This window comes from Streptomyces sp. NPDC088785 (assembly GCF_044750685.1).
Classification (GTDB): Bacteria; Actinomycetota; Actinomycetes; order Streptomycetales; family Streptomycetaceae; genus Streptomyces.
The window spans coordinates 1-15,909 of record NZ_JBIVKH010000005.1 but is presented as its reverse complement, the minus strand read 5'-3'; the positions used below and the strand labels follow the sequence as shown (position 1 = coordinate 15,909).

At 74.6% G+C, this 15,909-nt stretch carries 16 protein-coding genes; 4 read left to right on the top strand and 12 right to left on the bottom strand.

All coding sequences use genetic code 11. From position 1 onward, the window contains the following. The 8 genes from cysD to ACIP5K_RS17180 all read right to left on the bottom strand — a co-directional run bounded on the left by cysD (position 1) and on the right by ACIP5K_RS17180 (position 8,360). Positions 1-966: a sulfate adenylyltransferase subunit CysD gene (gene cysD / locus ACIP5K_RS17215; RefSeq protein ID WP_401410274.1), complete on the bottom strand. Its 966-nt coding sequence runs from the start codon at positions 964-966 to the stop codon at positions 1-3. Then, on the bottom strand, positions 963-1,529 hold the full coding sequence (cysC, locus tag ACIP5K_RS17210; protein ID WP_401410272.1) for an adenylyl-sulfate kinase: 567 nt from the start codon (positions 1,527-1,529) through the stop codon (positions 963-965). Before cysC ends, cysD begins: the two co-directional genes overlap by 4 nt. Before the next feature lie 5 nt (positions 1,530-1,534). Beyond that, positions 1,535-2,320 carry a phosphoadenylyl-sulfate reductase gene (locus tag ACIP5K_RS17205; protein ID WP_401410270.1) on the bottom strand — a complete coding sequence of 262 codons (786 nt, stop codon included), beginning with the start codon at positions 2,318-2,320 and terminating at the stop codon, positions 1,535-1,537. Continuing rightward, entirely contained in the window at positions 2,317-2,496 is a 180-nt protein-coding gene (locus ACIP5K_RS17200) for a hypothetical protein (RefSeq protein WP_401410268.1), read from the bottom strand. The genes ACIP5K_RS17205 and ACIP5K_RS17200 overlap by 4 nt, the downstream gene beginning before the upstream one ends. Continuing rightward, the gene (locus tag ACIP5K_RS17195; protein WP_401410266.1) at positions 2,493-4,190 is read right to left on the bottom strand and encodes a nitrite/sulfite reductase; all 1,698 of its coding nucleotides are present in this window, start codon (positions 4,188-4,190) and stop codon (positions 2,493-2,495) included. The genes ACIP5K_RS17200 and ACIP5K_RS17195 overlap by 4 nt, the downstream gene beginning before the upstream one ends. Positions 4,191-4,533: 343 nt before the next feature. After that, on the bottom strand, positions 4,534-5,130 hold the full coding sequence (locus ACIP5K_RS17190) for a GNAT family N-acetyltransferase (RefSeq protein WP_401410264.1): 597 nt from the start codon (positions 5,128-5,130) through the stop codon (positions 4,534-4,536). A gap of 60 nt (positions 5,131-5,190) precedes the next feature. Then, on the bottom strand, positions 5,191-6,480 hold the full coding sequence (locus ACIP5K_RS17185) for a GAF domain-containing protein (protein WP_401410262.1): 1,290 nt from the start codon (positions 6,478-6,480) through the stop codon (positions 5,191-5,193). Positions 6,481-6,728: 248 nt separating this feature from the next. Further along, positions 6,729-8,360: an acyl-CoA dehydrogenase family protein gene (locus ACIP5K_RS17180; protein ID WP_401410260.1), complete on the bottom strand. Its 1,632-nt coding sequence runs from the start codon at positions 8,358-8,360 to the stop codon at positions 6,729-6,731. Positions 8,361-8,434: 74 nt separating this feature from the next. Between ACIP5K_RS17180 and ACIP5K_RS17175 the strand changes: the two genes are divergently transcribed. Both ACIP5K_RS17175 and ACIP5K_RS17170 read left to right on the top strand, forming a co-directional pair. Continuing rightward, a complete protein-coding gene (locus ACIP5K_RS17175) occupies positions 8,435-9,619 on the top strand; it encodes a YihY/virulence factor BrkB family protein (protein WP_401410258.1) in 1,185 nt (394 codons plus the stop codon). 140 nt (positions 9,620-9,759) lie between these two features. Then, positions 9,760-10,488 (top strand): helix-turn-helix domain-containing protein, encoded by a 729-nt coding sequence (locus ACIP5K_RS17170; RefSeq protein ID WP_401410256.1) that lies wholly within the window; start codon positions 9,760-9,762, stop codon positions 10,486-10,488. Between the two features lie 43 nt (positions 10,489-10,531). On the opposite strand, the gene ACIP5K_RS17165 is transcribed toward ACIP5K_RS17170, so the two are convergent. Then, the gene (locus ACIP5K_RS17165; protein WP_401410254.1) at positions 10,532-10,900 is read right to left on the bottom strand and encodes a VOC family protein; all 369 of its coding nucleotides are present in this window, start codon (positions 10,898-10,900) and stop codon (positions 10,532-10,534) included. A gap of 103 nt (positions 10,901-11,003) precedes the next feature. Continuing rightward, complete coding sequence (locus ACIP5K_RS17160; protein ID WP_401410252.1) at positions 11,004-11,843, bottom strand: alpha/beta fold hydrolase; 840 nt, start codon at positions 11,841-11,843, stop codon at positions 11,004-11,006. Between the two features lie 102 nt (positions 11,844-11,945). Here ACIP5K_RS17160 and ACIP5K_RS17155 point away from each other — a divergent pair, with 102 nt between their 5' ends. Then, positions 11,946-12,362: a winged helix-turn-helix transcriptional regulator gene (locus tag ACIP5K_RS17155; protein ID WP_401410250.1), complete on the top strand. Its 417-nt coding sequence runs from the start codon at positions 11,946-11,948 to the stop codon at positions 12,360-12,362. A gap of 10 nt (positions 12,363-12,372) precedes the next feature. Next, positions 12,373-13,299 (top strand): homocysteine S-methyltransferase, encoded by a 927-nt coding sequence (gene mmuM / locus ACIP5K_RS17150; protein WP_401410248.1) that lies wholly within the window; start codon positions 12,373-12,375, stop codon positions 13,297-13,299. Positions 13,300-13,381: 82 nt separating this feature from the next. Here the strand turns inward: mmuM and ACIP5K_RS17145 are convergent, their stop codons facing one another. Continuing rightward, complete coding sequence (locus ACIP5K_RS17145) at positions 13,382-14,566, bottom strand: serine hydrolase domain-containing protein (RefSeq protein WP_401410246.1); 1,185 nt, start codon at positions 14,564-14,566, stop codon at positions 13,382-13,384. 158 nt (positions 14,567-14,724) lie between these two features. Then, the gene (locus ACIP5K_RS17140) at positions 14,725-15,654 is read right to left on the bottom strand and encodes an SAM-dependent methyltransferase (protein WP_401410244.1); all 930 of its coding nucleotides are present in this window, start codon (positions 15,652-15,654) and stop codon (positions 14,725-14,727) included. Positions 15,655-15,909 lie beyond the last annotated feature (255 nt).

The following is a 15,909-nucleotide window of genomic DNA, read 5'->3' as shown; positions in this document are numbered from 1 at the left end:
CTAGAAGTACCCTTCGCGCTTGCGGTCTTCCATCGCGGCCTCGGACATCTTGTCATCGGCGCGGGTGGCACCCCGTTCGGTGAGCCGGGAGGCGGCGATCTCGGCGATGACCTTCTCGATGGTCGTGGCGTCGGAGTCGACGGCGCCGGTGCAGGACATGTCGCCGACCGTGCGATAGCGGATCAGCCGCGTCTCGACCGTCTCGCCGTCCTTGGGGCCGCCCCACTCGCCGGCCGTCAGCCACATCCCGTTGCGGCTGAAGACGGGACGCTCGTGCGCGTAGTAGATGTCGGGGAGTTCGATGTTCTCGCGGGCGATGTACTGCCACACGTCGAGCTCGGTCCAGTTCGACAGCGGGAAGACGCGGACGTGTTCGCCGGGGGCGTGGCGGCCGTTGTAGAGCTGCCACAGCTCGGGGCGCTGGCGGCGCGGGTCCCACTGGGAGAACTCGTCGCGCAGCGAGAAGACGCGCTCCTTGGCGCGGGCCTTCTCCTCGTCGCGGCGGCCGCCGCCGAAGACGGCGTCGAAGCGCTCGCTCTGGATCTTCTCGGTGAGGGGGACCGTCTGGAGCGGGTTGCGGGTGCCGTCGGGGCGTTCCCTGAGGGCGCCGCGGTCGATGTACTCCTGCACGGAGGCGACGTGCAGGCGCAGGCCGTGCCGCCGGACCGTGCGGTCGCGGTAGTCGATCACCTCGGGGAAGTTGTGCCCGGTGTCGACGTGCAGCAGGGAGAACGGCACGGGTGCCGGGGCGAACGCCTTGAGCGCCAGGTGCAGCATGACGATGGAGTCCTTGCCGCCGGAGAACAGGATCACCGGCTTCTCGAACTCCCCCGCCACCTCGCGGAAGATGTGGACGGCCTCGGACTCCAGCGCGTCCAGGTGGCTCAGCGCGTACGGGCTGTCGGCCCCGCCGGACCCTTCGGCGCCGGATCCCTCGGAGACGGAGGACGTGGGTGCGAACGTCATGCGGCGAGACCCCTCTCGGTGAGCAGCGCGCGCACGGCGGCCGCGGACTCCTGCACGGTCTGGTTCTGCGACTCGATGCGCAGGTCGGGCGATTCGGGTGCCTCGTAGGGGTCGTCCACCCCGGTGAGACCCGTCAGCTCACCGGCGGCCTGCTTGGCGTACAGGCCCTTCACGTCGCGTACGGAGCACACGTCGACCGGCGTCGCCACGTGCACCTCCACATAGGCGGTGCCGCCCGCCTGGTGGCGCTTGCGCACCGCCTCACGGCTGTCCGCGTACGGGGCGATGACCGGGACGAGCGCCAACACGCCGTTGCGGGCGAGGAGTTCGGCCAGGAAGCCGATGCGCCGCACGTTCGTGTGGCGGTCCGCACGGCTGAAGCCGAGGCCCGCCGAGAGGAACTCGCGGATCTCGTCGCCGTCCAGCACCTCGACCCGCCGGCCCTCGGCGCGCAGCGTCTCGGCCAGCTCGTACGCGATGGTGGTCTTGCCGGCGCTCGGCAGACCCGTGAGCCAGATCGTGGCTCCGGTCACTTGCTTCTCCAAAGTCTGGGGTGCGTTCATGGGGGTCAGCCGTGGAGCCCGCACTCGGTCTTCGTGCGCCCGGCCCAGCGCCCGGCGCGCGCGTCCTCGCCCGCCACGAGGCGGCGGGTGCACGGGGCGCAGCCCACGGAGCCGTAACCGTCCGTCAGGAGCGGGTTGGTGAGCACTCCGTGCTCGGTGACGTAGGCGTCGACGTCGTCCTGCGTCCAGCGGGCGATCGGCGAGACCTTCACCTTGCGGCGCTTCTCGTCCCAGCCGACGACCGGTGTGTTCGCGCGGGTGGGGGACTCGTCGCGGCGCAGCCCGGTGGCCCAGGCGGCGTATCCGGTCAGCCCCTGCGCCAGCGGCTCGACCTTGCGCATCGCGCAGCACAGGTCGGGGTCGCGCTCGTACAGGCGCGGGCCGAACTCGGCGTCCTGCTCGGCGACGGTCCGGCGGGGCGTCAGGGTGATGACGTTGACGTCCATCACGGCCTCGACGGCGTCCCGGGTGCCGATGGTCTCCTCGAAGTGGTAGCCCGTGTCGAGGAAGACGACGTCCACGCCCGGCAGGACGCGCGAGGCGAGGTGGGCGACGACCGCGTCCTCCATGGACGAGGTCACGCAGAACCGCTTGCCGAAGGTGTCGCCCGCCCACCGGAGGATCTCCGTGGCGGAGGCGTCCTCCAGCTCGCGCCCGGCCCGCTCGGCGAGCGCCCGCACCTCTTCGTCGCCCAGCCCCGCGGTACCCGGCTCTTCGGTGTGCAGCTCTTCGGTGTGCGGCTCTTCGGTGTGCGGCTCTTCGGTGTGCGACGAGATCTGAGACGTGGTCATATCTGTTCCCCTCCACCGTCGTTGCGCTGAAGTCCTCGGGACAGCAGCCCGAGGAACTTCAACTGGAAGGCCCGGTTGCACGCCGCGCATTCCCACGCGCCGTGTCCCTCGGGGTGGGGGCGGAGATCCTCGTCGCCGCAGTAGGGGCAGTAGAAGGGGGCCGCGCGCTCGCTCACGACAGGGCCTCCTCGGACGCGCGGCCCGCCCAGGTGGCGAAGCGCTCGCCGCTCTCGCGCTCCGCCTGGAAGCGCTTGAGGACCCGCTCGACGTAGTCGGGCAGTTCGTTCGCGGTCACCTTCAGGCCGCGCACCTTGCGGCCGAACCCGGCCTCCAGGCCGAGCGCGCCGCCGAGGTGCACCTGGTAGCCCTCGACCTGCTCGCCGTTCTGGTCGAGCATCAGCTGGCCCTTGAGGCCGATGTCCGCGACCTGGATGCGGGCGCAGGCGTTGGGGCAGCCGTTGAGGTTGATGGTGATCGGCTCGTCGAAGTCCGGGATGCGGCGCTCCAGTTCGTCGATGAGGGAGGCGCCGCGGGCCTTGGTCTCGACGATGGCGAGCTTGCAGAACTCGATGCCGGTGCAGGCCATGGTGCCGCGCCGGAACGGCGAGGCCTCGACCTTGAGGTCCAGCGCCTCCAGCGCCGCCACCAGCGAGGGGACCTGCTCCTGCGCGACGTCGAGCACGATCATCTTCTGCTCGGCGGTGGTGCGCAGCCGGCCGGAGCCGTGGGCGGCGGCGACCTCGGCGATCTTCGTCAGGGTCGTCCCGTCCACCCGGCCGACGCGCGGCGCGAACCCGACGTAGAAGCGGCCGTCCTTCTGCCGGTGCACGCCGAGGTGATCGCGCCAGGTGCCGGCGGGCTGCCGCGGGGCGGGCCCGTCGGTCAGCCTGCGGTGGAGGTACTCGTCCTCCAGGATCTGCCGGAACTTCTCCGTGCCCCAGTCGGCGAGCAGGAACTTCAGGCGGGCGCGGGTGCGCAGCCGCCGGTAGCCGTAGTCACGGAAGATGCCGATGACGCCGCCGTACACGTCCGGGACCTCGTCGAGCGGCACCCACGCGCCGAGCCGCTGGCCCAGCTTGGGGTTGGTGGACAGGCCGCCGCCCACCCAGAGGTCGAAGCCGGGCCCGTGCTCGGGGTGCTCGACGCCGACGAACGCGATGTCGTTGATCTCGTGCGCCACGTCCAGCTGCGGCGAGCCGGAGATCGCGGACTTGAACTTGCGCGGCAGGTTGGAGAAGTCGGGGTTGCCGATGAAGCGGCGCTGGATCTCCTCGATGGCGGGCGTGCCGTCGATGATCTCGTCCTCGGCGATCCCGGCGACCGGCGAGCCGAGGATGACGCGGGGCGTGTCGCCGCAGGCCTCGGTCGTCGACAGGCCGACGGCCTCCAGCCGGTTCCAGATCTCCGGCACGTCCTCGATCCGGATCCAGTGGTACTGGATGTTCTGCCGGTCGGTGATGTCGGCGGTGCCGCGCGCGAACTCCTGCGAGATCTCGCCGACGACGCGCAGCTGCTCGGTGGTCAGCCGCCCGCCGTCGATGCGCACGCGCAGCATGAAGTACTCGTCGTCCAGCTCCTCCGGCTCCAGTACGGCGGTCTTGCCGCCGTCGATGCCGGGCCGGCGCTGGGTGTACAGACCCCACCAGCGCATGCGTCCGCGCAGGTCGTTGGGGTCGATGGAGGCGAAGCCGCGCTTGCTGTAGATCGTCTCGATGCGTGTCCGCACATTGAGACCGTCGTCGTCCTTCTTGAACTGCTCGTTGCCGTTGAGCGGCGTGAAGTGGCCCACGGCCCACTGGCCCTCGCCGCGGTGACGGCTCACCTTGCGGCGCGGCGCGGCCGGGGTGGGGTTTTCGGGGGTGGCAGCCATGGATAACGTCCTTCAGGCAGGGCTCTGGGCGGCTCTGACCCGCACACTTCGCGCAAGGCGCGGCGGTGCGCGGGGAGATCGGTGGAGCGGGGAGTCGGCGGTGCTGGTTCTCTCAGCGCGCCGGACAGATGGCGCTGGACATGCGGCCGAAGTCGACGTGCCGCCGACTCACCAAGGCGATTCCAGCTGTAGACATGACGGAAGCGTGTCACGGGACTTTGGGCCCGGTCCACCATCGTCCGCCATGTGGACGTATGTGTCCCACATGGCGGACGGGTGTGGTCCTGGTCACGTCAAGGGTGGCGCGGGCCGTCCGGATTGCCGGGAAATGGGTGATCGACCGTCACCGGTCGGCGCCCGGCCAGGGCCCCGCAGCGCTCACGTCCGGTTCGTCGGCGACCTCGGTCCTGAACAGCCGGAACCCGCGCCGCTGGTAGTTCGCCATGGCGTGCTCGCCGTCGAGGCTGCACGTGTGCAGCCACACCCGCTTCGTCGGGGTCCGCTCCGGCCACCGCTCGGCGAGGTCCCAGGCCCGCGCGATCCCGTACGACAGCAGGTGCCCGCCGATCCGCCGCCCCCGGAAGGCCGGGATCAGCCCGAAGTAGACGATCTCCACGACGCCCTCGTCCTGCGCCTGGAGCTCCACGTACCCGGCGGGGGTCCCCCGCTCGTACGCGACCCAGGTCTCGCTCCCCGGCCGGGCGAGCTGCTCCTGCCACCGCGCGTACGTCCAGCCGAGCCGGTCGACCCACCGGATGTCGCCGCCCACGGACGCGTACAGGAAGCGGCTGAACTCCGGGGAGGGCACCTCGGCGCGCACGACACGGACGGTGTCGCCGCCGGGCGGCGGCACCGGCCGCAGGTCGGACGGGGCGGTCTGCTCCAGGGACCAGGTGGTGACCCGGACGGTGGCGCGGTCGCTGGTTTCACTGCTGCTCATGCGGTCATCGGATCACGGCCGGCGCGTTCCGGCCAAGGCCGCTGCGGCGGCCCCGCGGGCTCACGGCGCGGCGGCCCGCGCCCTGACGACCGCGGGGGCCGTCGAGTGCGGCAGCAGGTCCAGCGGGTCGTCGGGCAGCACCGCCGCCACCTCCACGTCGTCCTGGAAGCGGTACGGGCGATGGGCCAGCAGCCCGCCCAGATAGCGCCGGACCCGCGACATCTCCGCGCGCACCGTCACCGTGCGCCCGGGGTCGCCGAACAGGTCGTCGGCCAGGCCCGCTGCCGTGCGGCCCCCCGGCTGCCGGGCCAGCAGGTACAGCAACTCGGCGTGCCGCGGGCTCAGTTCGTGCACCCAGGAGGCCGCGCTGCCCGTCACGTGCAGCGCCGGGCGGCGCGGACGGCTCAGGTCGAGCAGGATCCGGGTCGCGGTCGGCTGCCGCGGGGCGTCGTCCGCGAGCACCAGCAGCCAGCCGCCCGCCAGCGGCGTCACCTGGCAGGCGCCCAGCGACGGCATCCAGCAGCGGCCCTCCGCCAGCTGTTTGGGCAGCGCCACCCGCTCCGGCAGCGGCATCCCGGTCACGGCGGCCGGCCAGCCGTACGGGTCGACGGCGAGCGCCCGGCCGCCCATCCGGGCCAGCAGCGGCGCGGCCACCGACCGCAGCCGCTCCAGGCCCGCGACGTGCCGCTCGCGCAGCCGGGCCTCGGCGAGCTGCGCCACCGAGGTCACCCAGGACAGAGTCGCCGGATGCATCGTCGCCAGCGGGCCGCTGACGTCCACGACCCCGAGCAGCCGGCCGTCGCGCGGGTCCTTGATCGGTGCCCCCGCGCACGTCCACGAGAGGTGCGAGCGGACGAAGTGCTCGGCCGAGAACACCTGCACGGGGCGGCGCGTCACCAGCGGCGTCCCCACCCCGTTCGTGCCGACGACGTGCTCCGCCCAGTGCGCGCCCACCTCGAAGCCGAGCCGGTCGCCCTTGCGCAGCACCGCCGGATGCCCCTCCCGCCACAGGATCCGCCCGTCCGCGTCACTGATCACCATGATGTGCCGCGCCGCCCCGGCCACCGCCACCAGCGCCTCCCGCAGCACCGGCAGCACCGGCGCCAGCGGCGAGGAGTGCCGCAGCTCCTCGACCTCGTCGGCGCTCAGCAGCCCCCGGCGCACGTCACGGTCCGGATCGACGCCGTCCCGCAGCATCCGCCGCCAGGACTCACCGATGACCGGCCGGGGCCGCACCCGTGGCCGCTGCCCGGCGAGCGTCGCGTCCCGCACGCCCTCCAGCAGGCGCGACGCGAGCGTCACGTCCATCGCCGCCAGACGCGCCAGATCGATCGTGGAGTCGTTGTTCATGCCTGAGCCCTCGGTCCGCGGACGGTCTGCGGAGGACCCACGCCGTCGTGCGTCCTCCGAACCACGGCCAGGGTCGGACGTCAGAAGGAACGTTGCAACCCCCTGCAACCCTGGCGAACAGCCGTGCGGCAGCTGAAACTGGGAGCAACGCCGCCCCGGCGGCGCTCAAGCTCCTGACGGGGCCTCTGAAAGGCGGGGATGGTGCCGTGTCGGCGCGGCGCCATCCCCGTACCACCGGTGCGGGCGGCTCACACCGGCCGCGCCCGCTCCACCAGCGCCCCCAGATCGAGGGTGTGCGGCAGGGTGCCGAACGCGGCGCCGCCGTCCCCGCCCAGCCGCGTCGCGCAGAACAGGTCCGCGACCTCCGGGGGCGCGAACCGGACGAGCAGCGAGCCCTGGAGGACGAGCGCGATCCGCTCGGTGAGCCGGCGGGCCCGCGCCTCGATGCCGTCCAGGTCGCCCAGCTCGGTCAGCAGCGCCTTCACCGCCGCGTCCAGCCGGTGGTCGGCGCCGCGCGCCCGGCCGATCTCCACCAGGAACGCGTGGAACGCGCCCGGCTCCCCGCGCAGCACCCGCAGCACGTCAAGCGCCCGCCGGTTCCCCGACCCCGGCCCGGCCGGGGTCGGCGCCGCGTCGTGCGGCAGCCGGGGCATCCCCGGCTGCTGCGCACCGCCGGCGCCGCCCAGGCAGTCGCGGGCCTCGGCCAGCAGCGGGGCGCACCGCCCGGTCACCCAGTACGCGGCGGCGGGCACCGCGAGCCGCAGCATGTCGCGCTCCGCCGGATCCGGCGCGTCGTACGCCGCCGCGAGCCGCAGCGCCAGCGTCGTCGCCGCCTCCGACTCCAGCGCCAGATCGGCCAGGACGTTCTCCGCCAGCGGCCCGTCGGGCAGCCGCCCGCCGCCGGCCGCCTCCCGGTACGCGCCGTGGTGCACCGCCCGCGCCACCGCCAGCCGCATCAGACCCGCCGCACCCAGCACCTGGTCGAGCCGGGACGCGGCGACCAGGCCGCCCACCGTGTGCGGGCCGCGGCCCTCGTCGCCGACCCGCAGCGCCCGGGTCCCGTCGAACTCGACCTCGGCCGACGGCAGGGAGCGGCCGCCCGGGGCGTCCTCCAGCCGCTGGAACGCGAGCCCGTTGCGCCCGCCGTCCGCCAGGACCCTCGGCACCAGGAAGCACGTCGGGCCGCCGGGCGCCTGCGCGAGCACCAGGAACCCGTCCGCCACCGGCGCGCCGCACCACCACTGCCGGCCGGCCAGCACGTACCCGCCGTCGCCCAGGGCGCGGGCCCGCACGGCGTCCGCCGGGCCGTCGCCGCCGCCCCGCCCCTGCGGCATCCCCCTGCCGACCAGAGCCCCAGCCCTGCCCGCCGCGGGCCCCGCCCCGGCGTCGTACGCACCGGAGGTGAGCAGCGGCTCCCAGACCGCGGCGAGCTCCGGCTGCGCGCGCAGCGCGGGCACCGCCGCGTGCGTCATCGACAGCGGGGACAGCCGCCCGCCCTCGACCTGCGACCAGACGAGGAACGCCGCGGCCCGCCGCACATGGCCGCCGGGCCGGGTCCAGGCCGAGGTGAGTCCGGCCGCGACCCCCGCGCCCAGCAGGTGGTGCAAGGACGGATGGCACTCCACCTCGTCGATCCGGCGGCCGTCGCGGCCGTGGGTGCGCAGCACCGGCGGGTGGGCGTCCGCGAGCCGCCCCCACTCCCGGACCTGCGCCGAGCCCGCGGTGCGGCCGAGCAGCGCCAGCTCGGCGCGCGCCTCGGCCAGGAGCTCCGGCGCGAGGTGCCGGGCCACTCCCTCCGCCAGCGGCCGGTCGGTGGTGAAGAGGTCGTGCCCCGTCGCGGGCGGGGCCTGGGCCCCGACGGTGTGCGTGCTGCCTGCCATGGGCCGAAACCTACCCGGGCCACCCCGTGCCACCGGGGATGGGTGAGGTCGCCCGCGGCGGATACCTTTAGGGCGTGCAGCCAGCAAGTGAATCCCCCCAGCGGCAGGGCCGACTCCACCGCGCGCGCGTGCTCTACCAGAACGTCTCCAAACGCAGGACCGCGTGGCTGCTCCTCAAGGACACCGTCAACTCCTGCATGGAGTACCGCATCCTGGGCCTCGCCGCCGAGGCCGCGTTCTTCACGCTGCTGTCGGTGCCGCCGCTGCTGCTGTCACTGGTCGGCCTGCTCGCGTACGTCGACGCGTGGACCGGCGCCAACACCATCGAGGGCGTCCGGGACAACATCCTGGAGGCCTCGCGCACGGTCCTCTCCGACCAAGGCGTGAAGGAGATCGCCGAACCGATCCTGGACGACGTCCTCAAGGGCGGCCGACCCGACGTCATCTCCATCGGCTTCCTCATCTCGCTGTGGTCGGGCTCGCGCGCGGTCTCCACGTTCGTGGACACGGTGACGGTGATGTACGGGCTCGACGGCGTGCGCGGCATCGTCAGGACCCGGCTGCTCGCCTTCCTGCTGTTCCTCGTGGGGCTCGTCGTCGGATCGGTCGCGCTGCCGCTGATGATCGCCGGACCGGACGCCGTGATCGCGCTCGTGCCGTGGTCGGAGACGTTGGTGCAGGTCCTCTACTGGCCGGTCGTGCTCGTGCTGTCCATCGCCTTCCTCACGACGCTCTACCACGTGTCCGTGCCGGTGCGCTCGCCCTGGATCGAGGACGTGCCGGGGGCGCTGGTGGCGCTCGCGATGTGGATTCCGGGCAGCTTCCTGCTCCGCCTGTATCTCACGAACACCATCGAGGGCCCGACGATCTACGGTTCGCTCGCGGCGCCGGTCGCCGTGCTGCTGTGGATCGGCGTCTCGGCGTTCGCCGTGCTGGTGGGGGCCGCCGTGAACGCGGCGATCGACCGGGTGTGGCCGTCCGTGGCCACGGCGGCGGCGCGGGCCGAGAACGAACGCCGGGTGGCCGCCGGACGCCGGGACGGTCCGGTGTGGCCGGGCCCCTTCGCCCCGGACACCACCGGCGACCCGGACGATACCGACGACGCCGACGACGGGCTCGGGGACCCGGACATGCCGTCCGAGTTCCCCGAGCGCTGGTCGAAGTTCCTGCCGCCGGAGGACGTGACGTCGCGGCTGCGGACCTCGCACACGCGCCGGGGGGAGTCCCCGCCGGACGACGGGGACGCCCCGGCCCCCTGACGCACCGGCGCCGGGAGCCCCGCACCACGCTCACCCGCACCCGCGCCCGCGCCCGTCTAGGCTGGCGGGATGGACGTCTTCGCAGGGCTGCCGGGGACGCGGCGGGCGGCGCGGATCGCCGACTCCCGGGAGCACCGCTCGTGACGGGCGGGGAGGCGCCCGGTGGCGACGGCGCGTACACCGAGCGGGCGGCCCGGCTGTCGGGCGCGGTGCTGTGGACGCGCACGCTCGATCCCGCGCGGGGCCCGGCCGGGCCCGTGCTGCCCGACGGCTGCATCGACCTGCTGTGGCTGGCGGACGGGCCGGGGGAGCTGCGCGTCGCGGGCCCCGACACCCGGGCCCACCGTCCCGCCCCGGCGGCCGTCACGCGGTACGCGGGCGTGCGGTTCGCCCCCGGCACGGCGCCCGCCTGGCTGGGTGTCCCGGCGCACGAGCTGCGTGACCGCGCGGTCGCGCTCGACGAGCTGTGGCCGTCCGCGCGGGTGCGCCGCCTCACCGAACGGATCGGCGCCGCCGCCGACCCCGCCGCCGCGCTGGAGGCCGTCGCCCGGCGGCTCGTGACGGCGGCGGCGCCACCCGATCCCGTGCTCGCCGGGATCGTCACCGCGCTGGGCTCGGGCGCGAGCGTCGCGCGGACGGCACGGCTGACCGGTCTCGGGCCCCGGCACCTGCACCGCCGCTCCCTGGCGGCGTTCGGCTACGGCCCCAAGACGCTCGCCCGCGTCCTGCGCCTCCAGCGTGCCCTCGCGCTGGCCCGTGCGGGCGTCCCCTTCGCCGAGACGGCCGTCCGCGCGGGCTACACCGATCAGGCCCATCTCTCCCGCGACGTGAAGGAGTTGACGGGCCTGACCCTGAGCCGACTCGTCTGAGTCCGGAGTCCGGCGTGCGGGGGTGGTGCGCGGGGTGGGTCCGCTACGCGAACAGGTCGATCTGATTGCCGTCCGGGTCGAGCACCACCGCGTACCGCTGCCCCCAGGGCGCGTCGAACGGCTTGCTCTCGCCCCGGTGCCCGGCCGCCGTCACCCGCTCGTACGCCGTGTCGACCCCGGCCGCGTCGCCGCAGTGGAAGGCCAGCGCGATCCGGCCGCGGCCCTGGTCAGCGGCGTCCTCGACCGGGTCGAACATCAGGCGGATCCCGCCCGCAAGTTCCGTCTCCACGTGCGGCTGCTCCTCGGCGCCGTCGGGGAACGCCAGGCCGAGGAGGCGGTAGAAGGCGAGGGACGCGGGCAGATCGGAGGTGGCGACGCCGATGGCGTCCATGCGCATGCTGATGTCGGTCATGCGTCTCACCGTAGGCGGCCGGTGCGCCACGGTCTTGTACGAAACGGACCCCGTCCGGGGCGCCCGCCGAGAGTCGACAGTCGGCATTCGGCAGCGGTCCCGGTCAGGCGGCGTCCACGCCCAGGAACGGGCGCAGCAGCGTGAGCAGGGCGCGCGGGCGGTGCAGCGGAATGATGTGGCCGCAGTCCTCGATGACGTGCCCGGTGAGATCGTCGGTGACCGGGCGCAGCTGGCGTTCCAGCGCGGCACCGACCGGCCGGGCGCCCAGGGCCATCGTCGGCACCGTCAGGCGGGCGGCGGCGACCGCGCGCTCGATCTGCACCGCGCTCTCGGGCAGTGCCCGGTAGTACGAGAACGCGCGGCTCAGCGCCGGGCGGCCGGTGTACGCGCGGACGAAGGCGTCCCGGAGGGCGGGCCGCACCCCGTCGCCGAGCGTGCCGGCGCGCAGGAACCAGTCGACGTACTCGGCCTCGTGCCCCTCCAGCACGGTCTCGGCGAGGCCGGGCGCGGCGTGGAAGCCGAACCACCAGGGCGGCCCGCCGGCGAAGAGGTCCCCGGCGCCGGGCAGCGTGCCCAGGAGGGACTCCATGACGACCAGGCGCCGGACGGGTCCGGGGCGCCGCAGGGCGAGGAGGAAGGCCGGGGCGGCACCCGCGTCGATGCCCACCACCGCGGCCGAGGACACGCCGAGCGCGCGCAGGAGCGCCGCGGCGTCCTCGGCCAGCGTGCCCGCGTCGTACCCGGAGGCGGCCGGACCGCTCGCGCCGAACCCGCGCAGGTCCGGCGCGATGACGCGGTGGCGGCCGGCCAGGTCGGCCATGACGTCCGTCCACAGCTCCCAGGTGTGCGGGAAGCCGTGCAGCAGCAGGACGGCGGGGCCCGATCCGGCGACGGCGACGTTCAGTTCGACACCGTTGACGGGGACGCGCAGCAGTTCGGGCATGGGAGGGCTCCGGCCGTTGGTGAGGAAGGGTGACCAGGTCACGCTAGGGAACTAACCTGGTCCGTCCAAGACGGCACTTTCCCTTCAGGTGGTGAGCCCCGAGTGACCGCATCGAAGCCCGGCGGACCCGGCGCGCGGCCCGGCGAGCGGGGAGATCTGCTGGATCCGCGCTGCCCGGCCCGGCAGCTGCTCGACCGGATCGGCACCAAGTGGACGTCCCTGGCGGTCAAGACGCTGGCCGAGGAGGCTCCGCACGAGCTCCGCTTCGCCGAACTGCGGCGCCGGGTCCCCGGCATCTCGCAGAAGATGCTGTCCGTCACCCTGCAGAGCCTGGTCCGCGACGGCCTGGTCGCGCGCCGGGTCGAACCCACCGTGCCGCCCGCCGTCCACTACCGGCTCACCGCCCTCGGCCTGTCCCTCGAAGAGCCGCTCTCCGCCCTGCGGGCCTGGGCCGAGACCCACATGCCGGAGATCGACCGCAGCAACCGGCTCGCCGACGAGTCACCCTCCGGCCAGTAGCGTCAGGGACATGAACACCAGCGCGTTCCCCGACGGCCCCGGCACCCTGGCGTCCGCCCTGCGCGGCGACGACGTGCTCGTCCTCGACGGCGGCCTGTCCAACCAGCTGGAGGCCGCCGGGCACGACCTCGGGGACGGACTGTGGTCGGCGCGGCTGCTCGCCGACCGGCCCGAGGCGATCGTCGCGGCCCACCGCGCCTACTACGAGGCGGGCGCCGACGTCGCCATCACCGCGAGCTACCAGGCCACCTTCGAGGGCTTCGCGCGGCACGGCATCGGCCACCGGCGCGCCGCCGAACTGATGGCCCTGAGCGTGGAGTCGGCCCGGGAGGCCGCGCGCCTGGCGCGCACCGCGCGGCCGTTGTGGGTGGCCGCGTCCGTGGGCCCGTACGGGGCGATGCTCGCCGACGGCTCCGAGTACCGGGGACGGTACGGGCTGAGCGTCGCGGAGCTGGAGCGGTTCCACCGGCCCCGCCTCGAAGTCCTCGCCGGGGCCCGGCCCGACGTCCTCGCCCTGGAGACCGTCCCCGACGCCGACGAGGCCCGCGCCCTCCTGCGGGCGGTGCGCGGGCTCGGGGTCCCGGCCTGGCTCTCGTACAGCATCGACGGCGACCGCACCCGCGCGGGCCAGCCGCTCGACGAGGCGTTCGGGCCGGCCGCCGACGTCCCGGAGATCATCGCGGTCGGGGTGAACTGCTGCGCCCCCGAGGACGTGGACGACGCGGTCGCGCTGGCGGCGCGGATCACCGGCAAGCCGGTCGTCGTCTACCCCAACAGCGGCGAGACCTGGGACGCCCGGGCCCGCCGCTGGACCGGGGAGGGGTCCTTCTCGGGGCGGCGGGTCACCGGCTGGCGCGACCGGGGCGCCCGGCTGATCGGCGGCTGCTGCCGGGTCGGCCCGGCCGCGATCGCGGAGATCGGGCCGCACCTCACCTGAGACCTGAGACCTGAGCACTGAGCCCTGGGCCCTGAGCCCGCACCCCGGGCCCCGGACCCGGGCCCTGCCCGATCCGCCCGCGTCAGCCCTTCAGGCTCCGCATCAGGGCCGCCACCAGCCGCTGGTTCTCCGGGCCGGGGCCGACGGGGAAGCCCAGGCGGCGCCGCGTGTAGCCGTAGGCGAGGCCCGAGCCCGGATCGGCGAACGCCTCCGAGCCGCCCGCCCCCGCGTGGCCGAACGCGTCCGGGCCGAGCGGCGGGTAGCGCAGCCCGTGGGTCTCGAAGCCGAGCGCGAAGTGGTCCCGCTCGCCCGTCACCAGATCGGTCCCCGTCCAGTGGCGCCGGGTGAACTCGGCGACCGTCTCCGGCTTCAGCAGCGCGGGCCGCCCGTCGACCCCGCAGAGCGCGGCCGCGTACAGCCGGGAGAGCCCGCGCGCACTGCCCACGCCGCCGGCCGAGGCGGGCCCGAGGGCGCGCACCGCACGGGAGTTGACGTAGTCGGCGAGCGAGAAGTCCGCGCCGCCCGCCCGGTTGAACGCCACCGCCAGGAGACTGTCCGCGGCCGGCGCGTGGGCGGCCATGAGCGCCTGCTGCTCCGGCGTCGGCAGGCTCGGCCGCACCGGCGCGAACCGCGCCTCCTCCGCCTCCGGCAGGCCCAGCCACACATCGAGACCGTACGGGGCGCGGACCCGCTCCTCGTAGACCTCCTGGAGGGTGCGCCCGGTGGCCCGGCGCACCACCTCGCCGACCAGCGCGCCGATCACCAGCCCGTGATAGCCGTACCCGGTGCCCGGCTCCCAGAACGGCCGCTGCCCGGCGAGCCGTTCGGCGATCAGCCGGTCGTCCGCCAGCTCCTCGGGCGTGAAGCCCCCGTCCACCCCGATCCGTCCCGAGCGGTGCGCGAGCAGCTCGCGCAGCGTCAGCCGGTCCGAGCCGTCGGGGGAGAACTCCGGCCAGTAGGAGGCCACTTGGCGGTCCAGGTCCAGGACGCCCTCCTGGACGAGCAGCGCCACGGTGACGTAGGCCGCTCCCTTGCTGTTGGAGAAGATCCCGGTGAGCGTCGTGGCCGTCATCCCCGCGCCGGCCCACAGGTCCACCACGAGCCGCCCGTCGTGGTGGACGGCCAACTGCGCCCCGGACTCGGCCGTTTCGGCGGCGACGACGGCCGCGAACTCCGCACGGATCTCGTCGAAGCCGTCCGCGACCGTGCCGTGCACGCTCGCGTCCCCCGCGGCCCCGGCCTGCGCCACAGCCCCCGTGTCACTCATCCACTGCTCCCTTTTCGTGAACCGACGTGCGTGAATCGACGTGCGTGAACCGACGTGCGTGAATCGACGTGCGTGAATCGACGTGCGTGTGGAGATGTTCCGAGGGGTGCGAACCGGGCGGGCGCGCCCCGCATTCCCGGTCGGCGGCCTGGCCCGGCTCACGGTTTGAGGGCGACCGCCCCGTAGATGTTGATGTCCTCGTCCCGCACGTCGCCGATGCCGCGCCGGGCGGCCACCTCCAGGGCGTCCTGGCCGGCCGTGTCCTCCGGTTCGAGGTCCGTGCTGTGCCAGGTGTCGTCCGGGTGCCAGCGGTGCACCGGGACCACGCCGGGGGCGACGGGCTCCAGGCCGTTGTCGGTGAGGAAGCGCAGGACCTCCGCGTGCGTGCGGAGCGTGAAGTCCAGGCCCGTCGCCCGCAGCGCGGGCAGCAGGGTCCGCGGGTTGAGGTCCGGGGTGAGGTGGGTCAGGAACACGGCGCTGCCGGACGGCAGGGCGTCGAGCAGCGTCGCCACGATCTCGTCCGCCGCCGGGGACTCCAGGAAGTGCAGGATCGCCGCGAGACCCAGCGCCACGGGCCGCTCCATGTCGAGGGTGGCGCGGGCCCCGAAGAGGATGGCGTGCGGATCGCGCAGGTCGGCGTCGAGGTAGGCGGTGCGCCCCTCGGGCCCGGCGGTCAGCAGCGCGCGGGCGTGCGCGAGGACCACCGGGTCGTGGTCGACGTACACGACCCGGGTGTCCGGCGCGACGGACTGGGCGATCTGGTGCACGTTCGGCGCGGTGGGCAGCCCGGTGCCGACGTCGAGGAACTGGCGCAGCCCCGCCTCGCGGGTCAGGTGCAGCACCGCGCGCCGGACGAAGTCGCGGTTGTGCCGCACGTCGAGGTAGCCGCGCGGGTTGTGCTCCAGGGACGTGAGGACGGCGGCCCGGTCGACGGGGTAGTGGTTGCGGCCCCCGAGGAGCGCGTCGTAGACCCGGGCGGGGTGGGGGCGCGTGGCGTCGATGCGGTCGCGGACGCGGGCGGCGGTGTCGGCGTCCGCGGGGGGACCGGCGTCCGGGGAGGTGCTCGGGGGCGGTGCGGAGTCGCTCATCGGGTGTCCCTGTCGCGTTCGGAGGGGCAGGTGAGGGGATCGGGCAGGGCACACGGTAACCCGGTGTCCTGTGCGACAAGTCCCCTTCCGGAACGGCGTGTTCGGCGCACCCGTCGCGGGGGGGGGGGGCCGGGCCCCCCCCCCCCCCCCCCCCCCCCCGCCCCGGGGGGGGGCCCCCCCGGGGGGGGCCCCCCCCCCCCGGCCCCCGGCCCGGCCGGCCCCCCCCGCCCGGGCGCGGGGGGGGGGACGACGGGC